18 protein-coding genes are annotated in these 22,485 nt (G+C 34.7%); 12 read left to right on the top strand and 6 right to left on the bottom strand.

Annotated features, from left to right (window positions below):
• Positions 1-43: 43 nt before the first annotated feature.
• Positions 44-478: a hypothetical protein gene (locus IPM51_12625; GenBank protein MBK9285137.1), complete on the top strand. Its 435-nt coding sequence runs from the start codon at positions 44-46 to the stop codon at positions 476-478.
• A 5-nt stretch (positions 479-483) separates the two neighbouring features.
• Complete coding sequence (locus IPM51_12630; GenBank protein MBK9285138.1) at positions 484-1,629, top strand: T9SS type A sorting domain-containing protein; 1,146 nt, start codon at positions 484-486, stop codon at positions 1,627-1,629.
• Positions 1,630-1,667: 38 nt separating this feature from the next.
• On the opposite strand, the gene IPM51_12635 is transcribed toward IPM51_12630, so the two are convergent.
• The 3 genes from IPM51_12635 to IPM51_12645 all read right to left on the bottom strand — a co-directional run bounded on the left by IPM51_12635 (position 1,668) and on the right by IPM51_12645 (position 5,973).
• Positions 1,668-2,213, bottom strand: a complete 546-nt coding sequence (locus IPM51_12635) for a thioredoxin family protein (protein MBK9285139.1) — start codon at positions 2,211-2,213, stop codon at positions 1,668-1,670.
• Positions 2,214-2,332: 119 nt separating this feature from the next.
• Positions 2,333-4,750: a ribonucleoside-diphosphate reductase subunit alpha gene (locus tag IPM51_12640; protein ID MBK9285140.1), complete on the bottom strand. Its 2,418-nt coding sequence runs from the start codon at positions 4,748-4,750 to the stop codon at positions 2,333-2,335.
• Between the two features lie 251 nt (positions 4,751-5,001).
• Positions 5,002-5,973 carry a ribonucleotide-diphosphate reductase subunit beta gene (locus tag IPM51_12645; GenBank protein MBK9285141.1) on the bottom strand — a complete coding sequence of 324 codons (972 nt, stop codon included), beginning with the start codon at positions 5,971-5,973 and terminating at the stop codon, positions 5,002-5,004.
• A 404-nt stretch (positions 5,974-6,377) separates the two neighbouring features.
• Between IPM51_12645 and IPM51_12650 the strand changes: the two genes are divergently transcribed.
• From IPM51_12650 to IPM51_12670, 5 genes are all read left to right on the top strand, one after another.
• Positions 6,378-6,959: a sigma-70 family RNA polymerase sigma factor gene (locus IPM51_12650; protein MBK9285142.1), complete on the top strand. Its 582-nt coding sequence runs from the start codon at positions 6,378-6,380 to the stop codon at positions 6,957-6,959.
• Positions 6,943-7,734, top strand: coding sequence for an SH3 domain-containing protein (locus IPM51_12655; GenBank protein MBK9285143.1), 792 nt, complete (start codon positions 6,943-6,945; stop codon positions 7,732-7,734). The genes IPM51_12650 and IPM51_12655 overlap by 17 nt, the downstream gene beginning before the upstream one ends.
• Positions 7,735-7,748: 14 nt before the next feature.
• Positions 7,749-8,108 (top strand): group III truncated hemoglobin, encoded by a 360-nt coding sequence (locus tag IPM51_12660; protein ID MBK9285144.1) that lies wholly within the window; start codon positions 7,749-7,751, stop codon positions 8,106-8,108.
• A gap of 63 nt (positions 8,109-8,171) precedes the next feature.
• Positions 8,172-9,467: a kynureninase gene (gene kynU, locus IPM51_12665; GenBank protein ID MBK9285145.1), complete on the top strand. Its 1,296-nt coding sequence runs from the start codon at positions 8,172-8,174 to the stop codon at positions 9,465-9,467.
• An 89-nt stretch (positions 9,468-9,556) separates the two neighbouring features.
• Positions 9,557-12,703 carry a SpoIIE family protein phosphatase gene (locus tag IPM51_12670; GenBank protein MBK9285146.1) on the top strand — a complete coding sequence of 1,049 codons (3,147 nt, stop codon included), beginning with the start codon at positions 9,557-9,559 and terminating at the stop codon, positions 12,701-12,703.
• Here IPM51_12670 and IPM51_12675 read toward each other — a convergent pair.
• Both IPM51_12675 and IPM51_12680 read right to left on the bottom strand, forming a co-directional pair.
• Positions 12,700-13,542, bottom strand: a complete 843-nt coding sequence (locus IPM51_12675; GenBank protein MBK9285147.1) for a DUF3108 domain-containing protein — start codon at positions 13,540-13,542, stop codon at positions 12,700-12,702. The genes IPM51_12670 and IPM51_12675 overlap by 4 nt on opposite strands.
• Before the next feature lie 51 nt (positions 13,543-13,593).
• Positions 13,594-14,829: a 1-acyl-sn-glycerol-3-phosphate acyltransferase gene (locus IPM51_12680; GenBank protein ID MBK9285148.1), complete on the bottom strand. Its 1,236-nt coding sequence runs from the start codon at positions 14,827-14,829 to the stop codon at positions 13,594-13,596.
• Positions 14,830-15,061: 232 nt separating this feature from the next.
• Between IPM51_12680 and gyrB the strand changes: the two genes are divergently transcribed.
• Together gyrB and IPM51_12690 are read left to right on the top strand one after the other, a co-directional pair.
• Complete coding sequence (gyrB, locus tag IPM51_12685) at positions 15,062-17,014, top strand: DNA topoisomerase (ATP-hydrolyzing) subunit B (GenBank protein MBK9285149.1); 1,953 nt, start codon at positions 15,062-15,064, stop codon at positions 17,012-17,014.
• Between the two features lie 192 nt (positions 17,015-17,206).
• The gene (locus IPM51_12690) at positions 17,207-18,130 is read left to right on the top strand and encodes a hypothetical protein (protein MBK9285150.1); all 924 of its coding nucleotides are present in this window, start codon (positions 17,207-17,209) and stop codon (positions 18,128-18,130) included.
• On the opposite strand, the gene IPM51_12695 is transcribed toward IPM51_12690, so the two are convergent.
• Positions 18,131-19,141, bottom strand: coding sequence for an NAD(P)/FAD-dependent oxidoreductase (locus IPM51_12695; GenBank protein ID MBK9285151.1), 1,011 nt, complete (start codon positions 19,139-19,141; stop codon positions 18,131-18,133).
• Between the two features lie 110 nt (positions 19,142-19,251).
• Between IPM51_12695 and IPM51_12700 the strand changes: the two genes are divergently transcribed.
• The 3 genes from IPM51_12700 (at position 19,252) to IPM51_12710 (ending at position 22,368) form a co-directional block, all read left to right on the top strand.
• On the top strand, positions 19,252-20,901 hold the full coding sequence (locus IPM51_12700; GenBank protein MBK9285152.1) for a T9SS type A sorting domain-containing protein: 1,650 nt from the start codon (positions 19,252-19,254) through the stop codon (positions 20,899-20,901).
• 88 nt (positions 20,902-20,989) lie between these two features.
• Positions 20,990-21,943, top strand: coding sequence for a methionyl-tRNA formyltransferase (locus IPM51_12705; GenBank protein MBK9285153.1), 954 nt, complete (start codon positions 20,990-20,992; stop codon positions 21,941-21,943).
• A gap of 146 nt (positions 21,944-22,089) precedes the next feature.
• Positions 22,090-22,368, top strand: coding sequence for an HU family DNA-binding protein (locus tag IPM51_12710; GenBank protein MBK9285154.1), 279 nt, complete (start codon positions 22,090-22,092; stop codon positions 22,366-22,368).
• Positions 22,369-22,485: the final 117 nt, after the last annotated feature.

Genomic DNA, 22,485 nt, shown 5'->3' on the forward strand with positions numbered 1-22,485 from the left:
CAGGTTAATTTTAACTTGTTGTTGTTATTTTTAATACTCATACATGATTAAATTTTACTTCTTTCTTTTTATTGGAATGTTTTATGTTCAAGGCAGTGCTTTTGGACAGAATTGTTCAGGTGCACATAGTGCATCTATGATTCCAATTACAACTCAAAACAATGTTGAGTTTGCATATAGAATCAATCATTGCAGTACCGGAGATGAGGTATTGTTGCAAATCAATAACACTTCCAATAATAATGTAACTATTACTTTTACTCCTAAAATATTTTCAGCTAATCAAGGTTGGGAACCGGCCAATGCTGTATCTATTACTTTAAATGCGCAATCGTCATTAAATGCCACGCCATGTTCAACTAACAATTCCAATACGTCATTTGTAGGAAAAGAAATTTTTCCGAATGAATATTTTCCGGCACAAAATTCACTCCCTCAAATATTATCACTTGAATTGCTTAACATAAACGTAAACTAATTAAAATGAATAAAATCAAATTAATAATTTTTTCAATATTCATATCTTCTTTAGGATTACAAAGTCAGGTAATTGAAGATTTTGAGGCAGCAGGAACTTGGACTTGGTCGCCTTGGTTAATAGGAAGCGGAACAAATAACGGAACAAAAGCTGCAGCTGCGGCTTATTCGGGGGCTTTTGGATGGCAAGCGGCCACCAGTGGTTATCCTTGGTTTTATAGAACGGATGTTTCTATTGGAAATCCGGGTGATGTTTTAGGGGTATGGGCCAAGGGGAATCAAAGAAATTATATGGGCTTTGGAGCTACAGGCGGCGGAGGTTGGTCATTAGTACTTGCCCCTAACACCAGTGGTTTAATTATTCAGGCCAATGCCGGCTGGGGATACACCGATTTAGCAACCACACCTTACACCTATAACACGGCTAATTGGTATTATTTAGAGTTAACCTGGAATACTACTACAAATGTAACTGGTAGATTATATGACAACGCCATGGTTTTGCAAGCTACTGTAAATACAAATATAGCTACACTAGTTCCTAACGGCATTTCTTTTAGAAGTTATTGCACCACTATTTGTTATTTTGATGATTTTAACACCTCTGTTATTCTTCCAATTCAGTTACTTGAATTTACAGTTACCGCATCAGAAAACAAAAACGCTAATGTTTTAAATTGGGTAACCGGAAATGAAAAAAATAATAAGAAATTTGAAGTAGAAAAAAGTGTAGATGGATTATCTTTTGAATCAATTGGTGATTTAAACGGAAGCGGTAATTCAAACGTAATTCATGAATACAGTTTTACGGATACAAAACCAAATAGAGGAATTAATTATTATCGTTTACGTCAATTTGAGTTTGACGGAAGTTCTACTGTATCCAAAGTGATTTCCATAAATAATGAAAATTCTTTAAATGAAATTTCAATTTTCCCGTCGGTAACTTCAGGTCATACAAATCTTCAATTTCCAATTACCGGTGAAAAAGAAGTTTTAATTAATGATTGCACAGGGAAAATTGTTTATTCTGCAAAAGTTATTGAAGATAAATTAAATTTGAATTTATCGTTTTTAAATGATGGGATTTACTTTGTGAAAGTAAGTAACGGCACAGCTGAATACAACAGTAAACTTGTTATTTCAAAATAGCGAAGGTCAATTGGTATTCAATTCCATTTAATCGTTAATTACGATTTTCCTTTTTTCTTATTAGCCTTATAGTTGTTTAGCAAAGAATCTGCCGTATGGAGAAATTTGATTTGTTCTGCTCCTTGTAATGCTCCTACAGGATAACCTAATGAACCAACCGGATCAATACCGAAAGTTTTAGCACTATCATTTTTTATCATATTAAACATCCAAATGGTAGGATACCCCATTACGCCAAACGATTGTTGCAAATTATTATTCTGCTGTTGCAAGGCCGGATCTAATGCTTTCATTCTCGGAAAATCAACTTCTAAAAGAATCACATTTTTTTTTGCCCAATCCACAAATTCTTTTTTGGCGAAAACATCTGCCTGTAATTTTTTACACCAGCCGCACCAGTCGCTACCCGTAAAAAAAGCAAACACGGGTTTCTTTTTCTTTTTGGATATTTCATGAGCCTCCATCAGATTTGTATACCAGGTTAGCGGTGATTTTTCTGCTGGTTTTTGCTGAGCGAAATTTTTAGGGACTAATAAAATTATCGAAACAAAAATTAGGGTGATTTTTAGAAAGGAGTTTTTCATATACAATAATACAGAATGATGATTTAAATTTTTGCTATTTATTGTTAAAGCGGGGTTAAATGAGTGAAATAAAAAATCCCCTGAGCAAAACAGGGGATTTTAAAATTTAACGATCACTTTTATGATCCACAAGAGTCACAAGCCTCGGGGTTGTCTAAGCTACAGGCTAACTGTGCGTTTATTTCTTCCTGGGTGAGTACATGAGATTGACCTCTATCAACCAATAACTGATCTTCGTTGCCTAGAATCAAATTCGGTTTTTGTAATGCACTTTGATCAACTGTAAACTTAATGGCATCCGCTGCTGCTTTTGTGCGTAAATAGTACATACCCGTTTTCAATCCCTTTTTCCAAGCATAAAAATGAGCTGAACTCATTTTGGCAAAATTAGCATCCTGAATAAACAAATTTAAAGATTGAGACTGATCAATAAATGCGCCGCGATCGGCAGCCATATCAATTATAGTTCTTTGTTTAATTTCCCAAACTGTTTTGTATAATTCTTTAATGTTATCCGGAATTTCGTTTATGTTTTGAACGGATCCGTTTGCAGCTATGATTTTGTTTTTCACATTGTCATTCCATATTCCCAATTTCACTAAATCGCGCAACAAATGTTTATTCACAACCACAAACTCTCCGCTTAAAACACGACGCGTATAAATATTGCTCGTATATGGTTCAAAACATTCGTTGTTTCCTAAAATTTGAGAAGTGCTTGCAGTAGGCATTGGAGCTAATAATAAACTATTGCGAACACCAAATTGTAAAATTTCTTCTCTTAATGTATCCCACTCCCATCTTGAGCTTGGCGTTACACTCCACATATCGTGCTGGAAAATTCCTTTGGAAATAGGTGATCCCTGATACGATTCATAAGGTCCTTCAATTTTCGCCAAATCTTTACTAGCCGTTAATGCCGCATAATAAATAGTTTCAAATATCTCCGCATTTAATTTTTTAGCGTCTTCGCTTTCAAAAGGGAAACGCATTAAAATGAAGGCATCCGCTAATCCTTGAACGCCTAATCCAATAGGACGGTGACGCATATTGGAAGTTCTGGCTTCAGGAATCGGATAATAATTACGGTCGATAATTTTATTTAAATTTTTTGTGGCTACATAAGTAATTTCAAATAATTTATTGTGATCAAATGTTCCGGTTTTTTCATCCACAAATCGAGGTAATGCAATGGAAGCTAAATTACACACAGCCACTTCGTCTTTACTGGTATACTCAATAATTTCAGTACATAAATTTGATGATTTAATGGTCCCTAAATTTTGTTGATTTGATTTTGAGTTAGCTGCATCTTTAAACAACATATATGGATTTCCGGTTTCAATTTGCGCTTCAATAATGGCTGCCCATAATTCACGCGCTTTTATTTGCTTACGGAAACGTTTTTCCTTTTCATACTTTGTGTACAAAGCCTCAAATTCGGCACTGTGACAATCACTTAATCCCGGTGATTCATTTGGACACATTAAACTCCAGTCTCCCTCCTCTTCCACTCTTTTCATAAACAAATCCGGAATCCACAAAGCCGTAAATAAATCACGGGCTCGCATTTCTTCCTTACCATGATTTTTGCGTATATCCAAAAAGTCATATATATCTGCATGCCATGGCTCCAAGTATACTGCTATGGATCCTTTACGTTTTCCGCCACCCTGATCTACATAACGTGCAGTTTCATTATACACTTTTAGCATTGGAATAATTCCGTTACTGGTTCCGTTGGTACCTTTAATATATGAACCTGTTGCTCTTACATTGTGAATATTAATACCAATACCTCCGGCACTCTGCGATATTTTAGCACAATTTTTTAATGTATCATAAATACCATCAATACTATCTTCCTTAACCTGCAATAAAAAGCATGAGCTCATTTGTGGTTTTGGTGTTCCTGCGTTAAAAAGGGTTGGTGTTGCGTGTGTAAACCAACGCTCACTCATTAAATTGTATGTTCTGATGGCCGACTCAATATCTGATTTATGTATTCCCACCGCAACACGCATAAGCATGTGCTGTGGACGCTCAGCAACCTTTCCATTCATTTTTAATAAATAAGAACGCTCCAACGTTTTGAATCCGAAATAATCGTAGCCAAAATCACGATCGTATATTATAGAAGAGTCTAATGTGTGCGCATTGTTCTTTACAATTTCATAAACATCCTCAGCAATTAAGGCCGCCGGCGTGTTGGTTTTAGGGTCTATATACTTATATAAGGCTTCAATTGTTTTTGAAAAGCTCTTAATGGTATTTTTATGCAAATTACTCACAGCAATTCTGGAAGCTAACTGAGCATAATCAGGATGACGGACCGTTAATGAAGCTGCGGTTTCTGCAGCCAAATTATCTAACTCACTAGTAGTTACACCATCGTATACACCATCAATTACTTTTTTTGCTACCAATGTAGAATCCACATGCATCGGATCCAAACTGTAACTTAACTTTTGTACACGTGCTGTGATTTTGTCAAATTTTACCGATTCGCGGGTTCCGTCTCTTTTAATTACAAACATAGGCCAGAATTTAATTTAGTTTTTTGAGATTAATACTTTATTTTTTTATTTCAGTTCGGACTTACAAGTTACGCTTGCTTTCAGTCTTCCCGATTTTTACTTTATCTAACATTTCAACAATCTGCCGGTTAATTATTTTTTTTCTCCAAACTTTAACATTTGAGGCTGAAATTCCCTTGCCGGAATGTTCGTTCCGGCTCAATTTGAAGCCACATCTGTTGAATTGGGGATTTTAACCTACCAGTATTTTTCTAGAAGTCCTCATCTAGCTTAAATACATTATTTTCCTCGCTTTTGCCCATCACGCCTGCTTTTTGGTATTCTGCCACACGTTTTTCGAAGAAATTGGTTTTTCCTTGTAACGAAATCATTTCCATAAAATCGAATGGATTTGAAGCGTTAAAGTATTTTTCACAATCCAATGCCAATAGTAATCGATCGGCACAGAATTCTATATATTGACACATGAGGTCTGAATTCATTCCAATCAATTTAACCGGAATTGCATCAACCACAAACTTTTTTTCAATAGTTACCGCATCAACAATGATTTTAGTAACTTGTTCTTTAGGCAATTTATTTTTTACATGATTAGTATATAATAAACATGCAAAATCACAATGTAAACCTTCATCTCTGCTAATTAGTTCATTGCTAAAAGTTAAGCCGGGCATTAAACCCCGCTTTTTTAACCAGAAAATAGAACAAAAAGAACCGGAGAAAAATATTCCTTCTACTGCCGCAAAGGCAATTAGCCTTTCAGCAAAGCTGCCATTACCTATCCACCTTAAAGCCCAATCTGCCTTTTCCTTCACGCAAGGCACTGTATCAACTGCGTGTAATAAATAATCTTTCTCTACCGGATCTTTTATATACGTATCAATTAAAAGGGAGTAGGTTTCCGAATGAATATTTTCCATCATAATTTGGAATCCGTAAAAACAACGGGCTTCCGGATATTGAACTTCATTAGTAAAGTTTATCGCTAAATTTTCATTCACAATTCCATCGCTGGCTGCAAAAAAAGCTAATACATGTTTAATGAAATGTTTTTCATTATCGTTCAATTTATTATTCCAATCCTGTAAATCTGAGGCCAAGTCAATTTCTTCTGCCGTCCAAAAACTGGCTTCGGCTTTTTTATAAAATTCCCAAATGTCCTTATACTTTATCGGGAAGAGGACGAAACGGTCCTTGTTTTCTGCTAGAATTGGTTCGGTCATAATGCGTAAGATCTCTTTAATATATTATATAATGTGTGTGTTGATTTTAGTAAATGCAAATATTTAAAAAAAAGGTCAGGCGAATCAGATAATGAATTAACATGTGGTGCTTAGTTTTAAACAGTTCAAAATGGAGAAAAAAAGATGAAGTGAATAAGCGTGTTGATTACCAATACAGTAATAATTATGAAGAAATAATTTAAAAAAAGGTTGCTGTATTAAATTAGATTTTTATATAGCTAATAGAAATCTATTGAAACCATCTCCATTTGTTTCCCCTAAATGGATATAAGTGCTTCATATTGTCTTATTCTCTAAAATTCTGATTGGAAAAGGCTTAAAATGTGGTAGTTTTGCAACTTATTTAAAGTAAATTCGTTAAAGGAGATAAAAGAACCCTTTTCATGACCGTAACTGAAATCATACAGGGCTTGCACAAAAATGATAAGGCATGTAAAAAATACCTTTTTGAAACGCATTACGGGAAATTATTTGCTTTAGTTCAGCGTTATTGTAAAAGTCAGGCTCAGGCCACCGAGATTTTTCACGTTGCATTTAATTTTGCACTGCAACAACTGCAACAATCTAAAAACACACAGATTAACTTGCCTGAATTTTTGGAGAAAGAAGTTATACAAGAAACTATTCGGCAAATTAAAAATCTACGCAGCGAATATTATGTTGCCAGCACCGTGTACGCTACACAAAAATTGAGTAGTGATTATGATCTTTTTAATGCCAACCAAATTATAGACTATTACACAGTTGATATGGATATTCTGATTAAAGCTTTACAGCAATTGGTGCCATCGCAACGATTAATATTTAATTTACACATTATTGAAGGTTATAGCATAGAAGAAGCAGCACGATTACTTGAAGCGAGCGAACAAACAGTTAAAAGTAATTTGGAAAAAGCACGATTCAATTTACAAAAAAATATTGAAAAAAGTTTGAGACAAACCAAGTATGAGCAGTCCTTTTAATTACGAAATAGACGAAAAAAACCTACGCTCGAGATTAAAAGATCGGACCGTTCCCTATAGAGAAGATGCTTTTATACAGTTTGAATCTTATTCGGAATACAATAAAAGTTCGCATAAACCTCGCAGTTTACCAAACTTTAATTTAAGTATTGGACGTAATATTATTATTCCCGTAATTTTTGGAGTTGCTATTTTACTTCTATCTATCATTCTTTATAAGTTTATAGAAATTAAAAACGCTTCAAATACAGTAACAGAACAGTTGGATAAGCCCATTGAAAATATTCAACCTCAGCAAAACCCTGAAATTATACCTGTTGTTAAAGATTCCATCCTACCTGAAAAAACAAGAACAGATTCTACAGCAGTTGATTCTCTTAAATTAATAACAGAAGCTAGCCCAACGCTGGCAGCAATTGTGAATTCAACAACACCAACACCTTCCATAGTAATAAATACTTCTTCTTTAACCACGGAACAGAAAGCGATTTCTGCTTGGTTTGTTCCAAATAACTGTGAGGTGTATGAATCTCCAAATATTGCTTCCAAAGTAATTGGCAATTTGCCGGGAGGCAAAAATTATAACGTTTATGAAATCACCAACTATTTTTTAAAAGTTAAATTCAGTACAACCGGCGAAACCGGATATATTCTGAAACGACTCGCCGGCACCACCGAAAATTCAACAGCGAAAAAAAAGAAAAGTGCTGAAGAAATGGAATCTAAACCATTGGATGAACTTATTCCCAAAACAGAAGAACCCGAACTCAAGTAAGGCTTACACGTCGTATGGAGGACATTAAGAGTAAAAATGACATAGAGTTTTTAATAAAAAAATTCTACAACGCATTACTGCAAATAGACGAAATGAAACCGCCATTCGAAGGATTAAATTTCGAAAAACACATTCCTAATATTGTTCAATTCTGGTCTTTTGTGTTGTTAGAGGAAGAGGGATATAAAACTAATGTATTTGATAAACATTTGCATTTACCGATACACTTACCCATGTTTGATATTTGGCTTGAAGTTTGGACTAGAACAGTATCAGAAAATTTTAAAGGTGAAAAGGCTGATTTAGCAATTCAACGCGCTCAGGTGCTCACTTATACATTTAAAGCAAAATGGGAGAAAATAAATTCGAAATAATGCTAATTCTAAAGCCAAATTAAATCAAACTCGTTTTACTTTTTTCTTGTAAATTTGTTGGGCATGAAAGAATCGACAACTGAAAATAAAATCAAATCACGGGCTCTTGAACTAGATCAACTTGATCCTCTAAAAGCTTACCGCGAAAAGTTTCATATTCCGCAACATAATAATGAAGATGTGGTGTATTTCACCGGAAACTCTTTGGGGTTACAACCAAAAAGCACCGCTCAATACCTGCAACAGGAATTAAACGACTGGGCTAAGTTTGGCGTTGAAGGTCATTTTCTGGCCAAAAATCCATGGCTCTCTTATCACGAAATTCTCACGCAAAAAATGGCTACTCTTGTAGGCGCCTTGCCTGAAGAAACGATAATGATGAACCAACTTACAGTTAACCTGCATTTATTAATGGTTTCTTTCTATCGCCCTACCGCTAAACGTTATAAAATTTTATGTGAAGCTAAAGCTTTTCCCAGCGATCAGTATGCTTTGCAATCTCAGGTAAAATTTCATGCCGGATTAGCCACTTCGCATGGGTTTAATGAGCAGGATGCCATAATTGAAGTTAGTCCAAGAGAAGGAGAATATCATATCCGGGAAGAAGATATTTTAAAGGCCATAGAAACACATAAGGATTCACTTGCGTTAATTCTAATGGGTGGCGTTAATTATTTTACCGGACAAGTGTTTGATATGAAAGCCATCACTGAAGCCGGTCATAAAGCAGGAGCTTTTGTTGGATTTGATCTTGCACACGCTGCCGGGAATTTAGAATTGGAATTACATCATTGGAATGTTGATTTCGCAGTTTGGTGTTCTTATAAGTATTTAAATAGCGGACCGGGAAGCGTGGCCGGTGCTTTTGTGCATCAAAAACATTTAACTAATATCGAAATTCCGCATTTTGCCGGGTGGTGGGGACATGATAAAAAAACAAGATTCCTGATGGATAAAAAATTTGTGCCCATCGAAACTGCCGAACGTTGGCAACTGAGTAATGCTCCAATTCTAAGTATGGCTGCCTGCAATGCAAGTTTGGATATTTTTGATGAAGTTGGAATGAAAAAATTAAATGAAAAAAGCAAAAAGCTGGTCAACTTTTTAGAAGAAGTAATTCATGAAATTAATACCACTAAAAACAATTGCCTTGAAATAATAACACCTGCTAAAAACAGAGGTTGTCAACTTTCAATAGTTGCTAATGGCTATGGCAAGAATTTATATAAAGGATTAATCGAAAATGGAGTAATTCCCGACTGGAGAGAACCAAATGTAATACGCTGTGCTCCGGTTCCTTTGTATAACTCCTTTTATGACATCTATCGTTTCGGTCAAATCTTATCCGGGCTATTATAATCAACCCATAATAATTCTGTATATTTGAATATGCACTTGTGCCATTTATGTTGCGTGTGAAAAAAATTTATTACTATTTATTTGTTCTTGTGTTTTCCTCAAGTCAAACACTTATTTCACAAACACAGATTATTGATAAAGTAAACACCAAAAACCTGAGTAACCCCTTTGTAAGTGCTTTGTTTCAAGACTCAAAGGGATACCTTTGGGTAGGCACCATCGGCGGATTAAATAAATATAATGGATACGGCTTTACCAGATACCGTTACTTAATTAATGATTCGAGTTCTTTGAGTAATCCCGCAATTACCTCTTTTTATCAAAATGAGCCCAATCATGTTTTTATAGGTACTCGTAATGGTTTAAACATTTACAACTACGATTCAGATCAGTTCAAGAGAATTTATTTCAACGAGAAAGAAGAAAATGCAGGTTTAAAAAATAATATCAATTGTTTAACAGCAGTTAGTAAAACTGTAGTTGCTGGTACTGGCGACGGAATTTTATTATTTGATGAAACTAAAAATCAACTACAAACCATTTCCCATCGCAACTCAAAATTGTTAGAAGGATGGCATATTACCTGTATGTGCGTTGATCGATTAGGGAATTTATGGATAGGCGCAAGAATAAGAAAAAGCTCTGGTTTAATTTATCAAGTTTTTCGTTATAATTTTAGTAGTCGTAGACTACATGAAATTGATATTGAAAATAAAACACATCATTGTGGAATTTCTGAAGACTATTTGGGTAATATTTGGGTAGCGAACGACAATGGCCTAACTTGTATCAATCCCGGAACTAATAACAGTACTTTTTATCTGGCCCCAAACGGATTCTATTCAAATGTTTCGTACACACACACCAAAGATAATTACATTTGGCAATGTTACTGGAGTTACGGCATTACTTCTTTTGATATTGATAAAAAGGAATTTCAAACTTATAGTCATAGTCCCGATTTACCAAACTCCCTAATGAGTAATAAGTGTTGGGCTTTATTAAGAGATGATAATGATATCCTATGGATTGGTTCAGATGTAGGCCTACAAAAAATCACTAACAAAAGGCCCAATATTGATATCATCCAAAAAGATCCGCAAAATTTTAAGCAATCATTAATGGGCAACATGCTCACTGCAGTATTACCAAGCAGAAAGCAAAATCAAACGGTTTTTGTTGGAGTAGATGGCGAAGGATTTTCAATTTATAATAAAAAAACGCGTAAAGCCATAAACTTCGGACCAAATGCAGAGTATAAAAATATAGAACGATTCGTTAACCAGTTTATTGAAGACAAAAACGGCGATGTGTATGTGCTTGGTCAAAATAATTTTCAAAAACTCGTTTTTAAAAATGAATCCGTAAAGGAAAAATATTATTACGGACTTCAAGAACATTATTGCGCTTCGGGTATGCAAGACCCAATCGACTCAAACAGAATTTGGATAGGAGGAAAAAACGAAATATTTTATTTCGATAAACAATCTCAAAAAATTAATGTTGTAGATGGATTGAATAATATTGATGGCGTATTTTACAGCACTTTCTTTTGCAGCGGTAATTTATACTTCGGTTTCAAAAATGGTTTAATTAAATTAAATCCAACTACACTCGAAACAAAACGTATAGATTTACCAAACACCGGCAACATCAGTTGTGCCGTGGTTTCTGATAATAACGAAGTGGTTTTGGGTTCACAATTTTTAGGATTAATAAAATTTTCGACTGGAAATAACAAGTATGAAATACTTTATAATAAGAATAATGAATATTTTTCTGAGCCATCGTCAATTTTATTGTACAAAGGCAGTTTATGGTTTACCGGTAATGGAGGCTTAACTCGTTATAATTTAGATACGAAAGAAATTACGGAAGTGAACACCGATGACGGGCTGCCTTCTAATGTTGTTCATAAAATTGATTTACTGGATGGCTACATGTATTTAGCATCACATAATGGCTTGTCTATCATGAATCCCGACTTTCAAGTGTCCCATTTCATTTCACCTAAAGTTGATGTTACAAAATTTGAAGTGCTCTCTGATAATTTAACCTTCAATAATATTCAGAGTAATGATGAGCTTGTTTTAAATGAAAGACAAAATACTTTCCGCATTAATTTTACGGTATTGGATTTTAATCTTCCCGAAAAAAACAGATTTAAATTCAGATTACTTCCTATTGAAAATGAATGGCGCTCACCTGTTGGAGAAAATTATTTAATATTTAACTCCCTGCCGCCGGGACAATATCGCTTTGAATTGCTGGGAGCCAATGCAGATCAGATTTGGTGTATGGAACCTTTTGTCATTAACATCAATATAGTTCCGCCATTTTATAAAACCAAATGGTTTTTTCCGGTTTTACTAATTACACTGCTTGTTGTTTTTGTTCTTTTCGTCTTTTTAAGATTTAGATCCAACGCCAAAAAGCGAGACATGTTGGAGAAAATAATTAAAGAACGCACGAAAGAAATTCAGGAACAAAAAGCAGAGTTGTTGGATAGTATTATTTATGCGAAGAGAATTCAAAAGGCAATTTTTGTTGGCGCTAATGAGTTAAACGAATCCATTCCGGAAAGTTTTATTTATACCAAACCAAAAGATAAGGTGAGTGGAGATTTTTATTGGATTGGAAAATGTAAAAATCATTTAATCGTTTTTGCGGGTGACTGCACAGGTCACGGAGTGCCGGGCGCTTTACTAAGTGTTGTAGGAACATCCTTACTCAATCAAATTGTGCATGAGGAAATGTTATGGAATCCCGGAGAAATTCTTACGCGTTTAAACAATATTTTTTATCGTCAACTTAGTTTGGATGTTGAAAATGTAAGAGACGGAATGGATTGTTCAGTGATCTCCATCGAAATGAAAAGCAAAAAAGTGTATTATGCCGGCGCAAAACTAGATGCGATTATGATTACTCCAAATGAACTAGTTGACCTGAGGTCTCAACGTATATCCATTGGAGAAAATATTGACACCGTGTTTACAGCCCAAACATTATTAAAAGAATCTGCTTGTAGCTTTTATTTATTTAGCGATGGTATACGCGATCAACATGGTGGCCCTGATAATAAAAAATTATCCATGAAAAGATTTCGCGATATATTACTGCAAGCCTCGAAATTACCAATGGCAGAGCAAAAACAATATATCTATAATACAATAAATAGTTGGAAAGCCAGTATGCCGCAAACGGACGACATGATTTTAATTGGTTTGAAAATTTAATTTACTTTACTGGTTGGGTTTGATAAATTTTTTACACCCGTAATATCCATTTTAATGCTGCCTACTAATACTTTGGCCTGAGCCCGCATTGGAATGTGATTTAAGTCGTCACTTATCCAAACCGTTAAATCCTCATCCTTTTTAAAAACACGGCCCTTTTGTACAATTGGACAAAACTTTAAACACTTAAATTTTCCCAAGTCGGTTTTTATTTCTTCTCGTCCAACAAATTTTATTTTTAACGGCCACAATTCCTTATCCACAAAACATTCCATCGTGTAAATATCACCGGGATTAGCATTACTTAAATCCATATTTCTGGCTGAATAAAATGCACTAACCATATCCTGCACGCCAACCGGCACATCAAATTTTTCGCCATTACCAATATCCACTTTTTTAGTGTAATGATTAAAACTGTAATCCTGACTGAATTTGTATCCGCCCTCATCAACTCGCCTTACAAACAACCAGGGCAATAAAGCATCTTTATCTAAATAAGTCTCGTATCGGTCTCTCACTTTAAAAAACCAATCGGCGCTACCAATTGTAAAACCATTGCCAACAATGTGATAAACTTTTCGGCCGTTTACTTCAATTAAATCCGGTTTCACTTCCAAAACAGCCATACCGGCGTTTAATGCACCATAGTGCATTCTGTAGGTCAAAACTTCCCCTTCTCTAAATGCTATGTTTTTTTGAACCGGCAAAGGTTCGGCACTTACCGAACACGCTTGTACAGGAATAAAAAGCTGAGGCACTTGTAAAGGAGCAAACGCAAACAAAATTCCAATACTTGAAATTAGAAATATTAAATTTTTATTTGATTTATGCTTCATATTTAAATCCATTTGATTCAAATCCTATGCCAAAGCTATTTATTCTTTTAATTAAAATTTGTTAATTAATTCCACAATTGATGCTCTATTAGTGCTCAGTTCAAAAAATTTCCTTTTGTTTAGTACAGCTCTTATTATGCCTAAAAATTTCAAAAAATAATAATGAAAGTGTAAGGCGAATTTACCGGTTATTCCTGCTGTTAAAAAGGCCAGTATCGGATATAATACGATAGAAGAGAAATGATACACCACAATAAATAATAACACGTAATAAATCAAAAAGATAAAAGTAGCCAAGCCAATCCAAATGGAGGAATAAAATTCTTTATTCCCTTTCAAAATCGCTTTGGTAATAAGTTCGGTTGATTTAAATGGTAAATAATTCAATAACAATCCCGTTAAATAAACCGGGAAACCAATAATTACTATAAAACACCTCAACAACACAGCTAGCGTTTTTAAATACTCTTTATTTTGCGGATCAATTATCCAGTCGCGCATTCCGGCTTTATGAAGTGCTTTGAAATAAGGTTTAATTTTAGTTTTAACTTCATCCAATACCTCCTTATTATTAATTTCAGCGCTATTAACTAATTCAGTAATTTGTTTGGTAACCTTATAATCATCGTAAAGGTCTTTCTTGTTTAAATTTTGACTTTTTAAAAAGGCTGATTTGCACATCTTTTCAATCAGTATAACGGTTTCATCATATTCACTGTTATTAATGTGGGTAATTAATGCTTTCATTTTACCCTCCAGCTCATTCAAAAAACTTTTATATCCTTTGGCTTCACTCACGTTGTACTCCGCCATATATTTATCCAAAGTGTAAGGTTCGCCCACATTATAAAAAATAGTACTTCTCAGTTTATCGGGCTGACTGTAATTTACACCAACCGGTATTACCAGTAATTGTTTGTTTTTTAAATATTCTTGTGCACCAAAGGTCATGCGGGCAACTCCTTTTTTTAGCGGGCGCAATCTTCTTTCCTGAATACATAAACCTTCAGCAAATACCACCATTTTTTTATCCCTGTCCAACAAATAATTCACTCGCCTATAAGCATCTTCATTTTTCTTTAATCCTTCCTTTCCGCCATCCTGAATTCTAAAAATAGGAACAATTCCCAAAGACTCTAAAAGCCTTGTCACCAATCCGGCTTTAAAGGCATCGCCCCTTGCCAAATAATATAATCTGGTTGGATATATATTAAAAATAACGGCAACCGGATCAGTAAAAGCATTCGGATGATTCATGGCTACAATTACTGGTCCTTTTTTTTGCAAAAAATGCTTATTTCTGGTTTGTATCCGACTGTAAAAAGTTGGATAAATAAAGGTAAGCAGGTAACGCAAAAAATGCCACAACATAACAACGATTTGTAACAAAAATAACCTTATTTTTTTAATCGATTTTTTTAACACATTGTTAGTAAAAACAAGTGGAATTTTAGAGCGATATAAGCCAATTTTTAGGTATATTTAAAAGTTAATAAAAAATAAGTAACAGAACCATTTTATGTCAGAGATTTCATCAGAAAAATCGAATTACGGGGCGGATAATATACAAGTATTAGAAGGACTCGAAGCAGTAAGAAAAAGACCGGCCATGTATATTGGCGATATCGGAATTAAAGGACTACATCATTTAGTTTATGAAGTAATAGATAACTCCATAGATGAGGCATTAGCCGGACATTGTAAAAATATCACAGTAACCATATTGGAAAATAATTCAATACGTGTTACAGACGATGGAAGAGGAATACCAACTGACATTCACCCTAAACTTGGCGTGAGCGCCCTGGAGGTTGTAATGACAGTTTTACACGCCGGAGGTAAATTTGATAAAGACACGTACAAAGTTTCTGGTGGTTTACATGGTGTTGGTGTAAGTTGCGTGAACGCATTATCGGATTTATTAATTGCCGAGGTACATCGCGATGGAAAAATTACAAAACAGGAATTTGCGAAAGGTAAGCCACTTTATCCGGCCAAGGTAGTAGGAACCACAGATAAAAGAGGCACTACAGTAACATTTACGCCCGATTTAAGCATATTTATTACCGGCGAATATAATTACACCACTTTAGCTAATCGTATACGCGAATTATCGTTTTTAAATAAGCGAATCCGTTTAACATTAGAAGATGAAAGACAAAAAGATGAAAATGGTAATCCGATTAGTGAGGTTTTTTACAGCGAGGGCGGTTTACGCGAGTTTGTTACTTATTTAGATGGAGCTAAAGAAAAATTAATTGAAGAACCTATTTATTTTGAAAATAACAGCGGAACTATTCCTGTTGAGGTAGCTATGCTTTATAATAACTCTTTTGCAGAAAGCATTCAGAGTTACGTAAACAATATTAATACACACGAGGGAGGAACACATTTATCAGGTTTCAGAAGAGGATTAACACGTACACTGAAAAATTATGCAGATAAAAACGGATTATTATCTAAAGTAAAATTTGAAATTAGCGGAGATGACTTTCGAGAAGGGTTAACAGCTGTTATATCGGTAAAAGTAGCGGAACCTCAGTTTGAAGGACAAACCAAAACAAAATTAGGAAACAATGAAGCTATAGGGGCAGTTGACCAGGCGATTAGTGAAGCTCTTCAAAATTACTTGGAAGAACACCCGAAACAAGCACGAACCATTATTGATAAAGTAATTTTAGCGGCCACGGCACGTCATGCAGCCCGAAAAGCCCGTGAATTAGTTCAGCGAAAAAATGTGATGACCGGATCCGGATTACCGGGAAAATTAGCAGATTGCGCCAGCGGTGATCCGTTTTTGTGTGAATTGTTTTTAGTAGAGGGTGATTCTGCAGGCGGAACAGCTAAACAAGGCAGAAATCGTGAGTTTCAGGCTATACTTCCATTGCGTGGAAAAATATTAAACGTAGAAAAAGCATTGGAATATAAAATATATGAGAACGAAGAGATAAAAAATATTTTTACAGCACTCGGCGTATTCAGAGGAACCACCGAGGATGAAAGAGCTTTAAATATTGAAAAACTACGTTACCATAAAATTATTATTATGTGTGATGCCGACGTGGATGGTTCGCACATCACCACATTAATTCTTACTTTCTTTTTCAGGCACATGAAAGAATTAATAGAAAAAGGACATGTGTATATTGCCTCCCCTCCTTTGTATTTAATTAAAAAAGGGAAAGATCAGCGTTATTGCTGGAATGAGGAACAGAGAGAACTTGCAGTAAAAGAAATGGGTGGCGATAAAACGGATAGTGTAAATATCCAACGTTATAAAGGTTTGGGAGAGATGAACGCAGAACAGTTATGGGAAACCACTTTAGACCCAACTACCAGAACCCTGAGAAAAGTAAATATTGACAGCGCTGCTGAAGCAGACAGAATATTTAGCATGTTGATGGGAGATGAAGTTCCACCAAGAAGAGAATTTATTGAGAAAAACGCGAAGTACGCAAAAATTGATGCCTAATTAAATCAAGCGGGTATTTACTTTGGATAGATACAACTTGCTTGATTGTAAAGTTTGTATTTACCAAAATCCGCATGAGTAATGATTGCCCTTTGCTATAGTAATAAAATCTTGGCCTCCATTTTTGCTAAATACAGTTGAACATTTCTGTTTACCGGAAAAAAAATATTTATTTCTGCATTGGATTGGGGCATGGGTCACGCCACGCGCTGTATTCCTATCATTCGTAAACTAAAAAAAGAAAACAAAATAATTTTAGGGGTGTGCTCTGCAACAAAACCGTTTTTTCAATCTGAATTTCCGGATTTAACTTTTGAAGAATTACCCGCCTATAATATAAGATACTCTTCTTTTTTACCCCTTTGGCTAAAATTATTTTTACAAGCGAATAAAATAAAATCGATTGTAGCACAAGAAAAAAAAATATTAAACGCCTTAATTGCTAAATACCAAATTGAAGTGGTGATCAGCGATAGCCGTTACGGTTTATTCTCCAATCAAACACACAACATAATAATTAGTCATCAAGTTTTTTTGAAAACACCTTTTTTAAATACCTACCTGCAAAAAATAAATAAATCGTGGCTACAAAATTTTGATGAATTATGGATTCCTGATTTTGAAAACGAAAAACTTAATTTGTCGGGAGCGCTTTCACATGGAAAACATTTTCATACTAAAGTGCGTTATATAAATCCACAATCCAGATTAATTTATTTAGAATCGAAATTAGAATTCGATTACTGCATAATCCTTTCCGGACCGCAGCCCCAACAAAACATATTTCTCACTAAATTGCTCATACTTTGTAAAAAACACCCCACCAAAAAATTTGCATTAGTTAGTCCGCAAAAAATAAACATGCAAATTCCAAACGTAAGTATGGTAATAAATCCCGATGCAAAAACCTTATCTCAAAAAATTGCTTCCTCAAATAAAATAATTTGCAGAAGCGGGTTTAGCACCTTAATGGATTTAAATAAAATGAAAAAAAATAATTTGATTTTAATTCCAACTCCCGGTCAAACAGAACAAGAGTATTTAGCGAGCTGGTGGAAACAAAATTATGGGGCAGAAATTTGTTTGCAAAATTGCTTAAACGAACTCAATCTATAACTAAAACTCATTAACTCCTTGCACCGTGGTGTATTTCATGGTGTATTTCACGCCCGGATTAATATATTTATAAGCGCTATGACTCATTAATGCAGCTTCATGAAAACCACATAAAATTAATTTTAATTTATTTTTATAAGTATTTATGTCGCCAATGGCGTAAACACCCGGTACGTTAGTACTGTAATCTTCTGTATTAACTTCAATAGCTGACTTATCAATATTTAATCCCCAATTATCAATAGGGCCTAATTTAGGACTCAAACCAAATAAGGGTATTAAACAATCTGCTTTAATTTTTTCTTTTTCGCTTGATTTTAAATTCTGAATTTCAACTAACTCCAAATTTTCGTTTCCATCAACTGCTGAAATGGCTGAATTAACTTTTAAATTTATTTTACCGCTTGCTGCCAAATTCATCACTTTAGCTACACTATCCGGTGCGCCTCTAAAACTTTCACTGCGGTGGATCAGCGTTAAATTTGCACAGATATCAGCTAAATAAATTGCCCAATCCAACGCACTATCACCTCCGCCGGCTATCACAATATTTTTATTTCTGAATTTTTCCGGATCAATAATCATATAATGAATACCTTTTCCGTTTTCAAATTTCTCCAAGCCTGTCACTTCAGGCTTACGAGGTTCAAAACAGCCCAAACCTCCTGCAATTACTACTACTTTGGCTTGTATTACATTTCCTAAGTTTGTGGTTAACAAAAAATCTCTTTCATCTTTTTTCTCCAAACTCTCAATTCGTTCTCCAAAAGTAAATCCGGGTTTAAAAGGTTCAATTTGTTCTAATAATTTATCTACTAATTCCTGTGCTAAAACAGAAGGGTAGCCCGGAATGTCATAGATGGGTTTTTTAGGATATATTTCAGATAACTGTCCGCCAGCCTTGGGTAAATAATCAATTAAATGGCATCGCATTTTTAATAATCCGGCTTCAAATACAGCAAATAAACCTACAGGGCCTGCACCAATAATTGCTATATCTGTTGATATCATAAAAAATTTACGCAAAAATAGAGTATTTAAGGTATACCCGATAAAAAAAGTGATTTTTTAATTAAAAAATTCACTAATTTTATCAATCAATCAAGAAAATTAATAATAACATGAAAAAAACATTACTTACAATTTTAGGTCTATTAGGCTTAACTGCTGCATTTGGACAACCAATGCCAAGCCCAAGTTGGACAATTCAACAAAACGCAAGCTTTTCCATTACATCGGCCGGTATTCGCTTTTTAGATGCCATTGATGTAAATACAGTTTGGGTAACCGGATATAACGGTGGAGCTCCTAATCAAAATTACAATTGGTGGGCTAAAAGTACAGATGGTGGAACAACATTTACTTCAGGAAACACTTATGCTGACACAAATACTTATATTATGGCTAACATGGAAGGTATTGATGGAAACACAGCTTGGGTTTCTGCTTACTTAAAAGGGACTACCGATCGCGGTGCCGCGCATACAACTACTAATGGTGGAACAACTTGGACGAATATGTTAGCTCCTAATATGTATTCTGTTGCCGGACAATCTTTTTTAAATGTAGTTTCATTTTGGACACCTTCTGTAGGTATGTTACAAGGTGATGCTATTGGAGGTGAAATGGAATTGTATCGTACTACAGATGCAGGTGCAACTTGGACTCAGGTTCCAGGCGCCAATATTCCTAACCCAACAGCAGGTGAATATGGTCTTGTTAATGTATATTGTAAAGAGGGTACTACAAATCATTGGTTTGGTACCAATAAAAACCGTATGTATCGCTCTTTTGATGCCGGTTTAACCTGGTCAGTTTCTGCGTTAACTTCAACCATTGGTGGTGGAGCAGCTTTAGGTGTAACAGATGTAGCTTTTGTAAATCAAAATTATGGTTTAGCTAGTTGCTATTGGGGACCAACAGGACAAGGTACTTTAACCTTATTTAATACAACTGATGGTGGTGCAACTTGGAATTTAATTCCAAACGTTGATCCTAACTTTGGTTTAAATGATTTTTGTGCAATTCCGGGAACTGCTTATTTCGCGTCTTGCGGAAACGGTGCAGGTAACCAGTTACTTTCTTTTTCAACAGATAACGGTGTTACCTGGAATAGCTGGAATAGCCAAAACATCGGATACTTAGCCATTGATTTTGCTTCATCACAAGTGGGTTGGGTAGGTTCATTTAGTAGTAATACATTAGCCAGTTCAGGTGGCGTATTTAAATACAGCGGACCGAACTTATTCGTTCCAACTAATGCGGTTGCTGATTTTACAGTAAATGCAAGTCAATGTGCAAGTGTTGCTGTTACCATGACTAATAACTCAACAGGCGCTCCAATTCCTACATACACATGGAGCACAAATCCTGCAGCTTCTATTTCTAACTCTAATGCTGTTAACCCTTCTATAACTTTTACAGCTACAGGGCCATATACTATTACATTAATTGCAAACAATACAGGAAGTACAAGTACAACAACAAGAACAGTTGATGTTTCTATTTGTGCAGGTGTAAATGAAATTGCTTCAGCTATTAATTCAATGAATGTATTTCCTAATCCGGCTAAAGATCAATTAAACATCAATATTACAGGTGTAATTGATTATAGCTTCTTAATAACTGATGTATTGGGCAAACCGGTAAAAGCAGGTTTATCTGGTGGAGAAAAAGTTTCATTAAATGTTAGTGATTTAGCTTCTGGAATCTATTTCTTGACCGTTCAGAGCCAAGGACACAAAAGCGTTAAGAAAATTATTATTGAATAATTTTCTTACTTTACTTTTAAAACCGCAGGTAATTTATATCTGCGGTTTTTTTTTGAATGAATCCGAACAATAGTGCTTAAATTTACACATGCGCATTGTTTTTATGGGAACTCCTGAATTTGCCGTGGCAAGTTTAGAGGCATTAATCCAAAACAAATTAAATATTGTAGCTGTTGTTACCGCGCCGGATAAACCTGCCGGCAGAGGTAAATTATTAACTGAAAGTCCGATTAAAAAATTTGCACTAACACACAACTTACCCCTTTTACAACCTGCCAATTTAAAAAGCTCCGATTTTGCACAAGAATTAAAAGCCATTAACGCCGATTTGCAAATTGTAGTGGCATTTAGAATGTTACCCGAAATAATTTGGAATATGCCAAGGTTAGGTACTTATAATTTACACGCTTCCTTATTACCTGCCTATAGAGGTGCGGCTCCCATTAATTGGAGTATTATCAATGGCGAAAATTATTCAGGAGTAACTACATTTAAACTGGTGCATGAAATTGATGCGGGAAATATTTTATTTCAGGAAAAAATTGAAATTGCAGATTTTGAAAACTCCGGTGATTTGCACGATAAATTAAAAATAACCGGAGCGCAATTGCTTGTGAAAACAATTAAGGCGATAAGTAATGCCGATGAAAATAAAATTGAACTGCCATTTATTAAGCAGGACGAAACAAAAATTAGTCACGCTCCTAAATTGAATAGAATAAACTGCAAAATAAACTGGCATAATTCAGCAAAAAGTATTCATAATTTAATACGAGGATTATCTCCCTATCCCGGTGCTTATTCCATATTAATGCTGGAGAATAAAGAACTTTCGGAGTGGAAAATATTAAAATCAAACTATCAATTAAAATCACATGCTGAAAAAGCAGGTACACTTTTAATTGAAAATTATAAAATTATGGTGTTTGCCAAAGATGGAATTATTGAAATAATAGAATTGCAACAGCAAGGAAAAAAAAGAATGTTAAGCGCTGATTTTTTAAGAGGATTTAAATTTCAAAGCGGATATTGTTTACAATAATTTTACGATCAAAAAAAAAATCGACTGCTTATCAACAATAATTTACTTTTTCAACATTGCCTTAATATTATTGATAAGCATTTTTATTAATGCCTTATTTACTATAAATTCGCTTGACTAATATTAATAAACTTAATTTATAAAAAATGAACAAAGCAGAATTAATTGATGCTATTTCAGCAGGAGCAAAGTTAACCAAGGCAGACGCCGGTCGTGCATTAGATGCTACGATTGAATCGATCAACAAAGCACTAAAAAAAGGAGAACGAATCGGATTAGTTGGGTTTGGTTCTTTTACAGTTGCAAAAAGAGCAGCCAGAACGGGAAGAAATCCGCAAACCGGTAAAGAAATTAAAATTGCCGCAAAAAAAGTGGTGAAGTTTAAAGCCGGAACCGATTTAGCAGACTCGGTAAATAAAAAATAGTTTATTCTTGCAATAAAAATAAAAGCCATTGAATATCAATGGCTTTTTTCATTTTTTTGTTAAAATCTCGAATTTAACTTGTTATATCAACCGTATTACCAACCTTTCATCATTTAT

This window comes from Sphingobacteriaceae bacterium, assembly GCA_016715905.1.
Lineage (GTDB): Bacteria > Bacteroidota > Bacteroidia > B-17B0 > Aurantibacillaceae > Aurantibacillus.

Coding starts and splice junctions, on each gene's coding strand:
- IPM51_12625 (MBK9285137.1), top strand. CDS start 44: ATGATTAAATTTTACTTCTTTCTTTTTATTGGAATGTTTTATGTTCAA.
- IPM51_12630 (MBK9285138.1), top strand. CDS start 484: ATGAATAAAATCAAATTAATAATTTTTTCAATATTCATATCTTCTTTA.
- IPM51_12635 (MBK9285139.1), bottom strand. CDS start 2,213: ATGAAAAACTCCTTTCTAAAAATCACCCTAATTTTTGTTTCGATAATT.
- IPM51_12640 (MBK9285140.1), bottom strand. CDS start 4,750: ATGTTTGTAATTAAAAGAGACGGAACCCGCGAATCGGTAAAATTTGAC.
- IPM51_12645 (MBK9285141.1), bottom strand. CDS start 5,973: ATGACCGAACCAATTCTAGCAGAAAACAAGGACCGTTTCGTCCTCTTC.
- IPM51_12650 (MBK9285142.1), top strand. CDS start 6,378: ATGACCGTAACTGAAATCATACAGGGCTTGCACAAAAATGATAAGGCA.
- IPM51_12655 (MBK9285143.1), top strand. CDS start 6,943: ATGAGCAGTCCTTTTAATTACGAAATAGACGAAAAAAACCTACGCTCG.
- IPM51_12660 (MBK9285144.1), top strand. CDS start 7,749: ATGGAGGACATTAAGAGTAAAAATGACATAGAGTTTTTAATAAAAAAA.
- kynU (MBK9285145.1), top strand. CDS start 8,172: ATGAAAGAATCGACAACTGAAAATAAAATCAAATCACGGGCTCTTGAA.
- IPM51_12675 (MBK9285147.1), bottom strand. CDS start 13,542: ATGAAGCATAAATCAAATAAAAATTTAATATTTCTAATTTCAAGTATT.
- gyrB (MBK9285149.1), top strand. CDS start 15,062: ATGTCAGAGATTTCATCAGAAAAATCGAATTACGGGGCGGATAATATA.
- IPM51_12690 (MBK9285150.1), top strand. CDS start 17,207: ATGGGTCACGCCACGCGCTGTATTCCTATCATTCGTAAACTAAAAAAA.
- IPM51_12695 (MBK9285151.1), bottom strand. CDS start 19,141: ATGATATCAACAGATATAGCAATTATTGGTGCAGGCCCTGTAGGTTTA.
- IPM51_12700 (MBK9285152.1), top strand. CDS start 19,252: ATGAAAAAAACATTACTTACAATTTTAGGTCTATTAGGCTTAACTGCT.
- IPM51_12705 (MBK9285153.1), top strand. CDS start 20,990: ATGCGCATTGTTTTTATGGGAACTCCTGAATTTGCCGTGGCAAGTTTA.
- IPM51_12710 (MBK9285154.1), top strand. CDS start 22,090: ATGAACAAAGCAGAATTAATTGATGCTATTTCAGCAGGAGCAAAGTTA.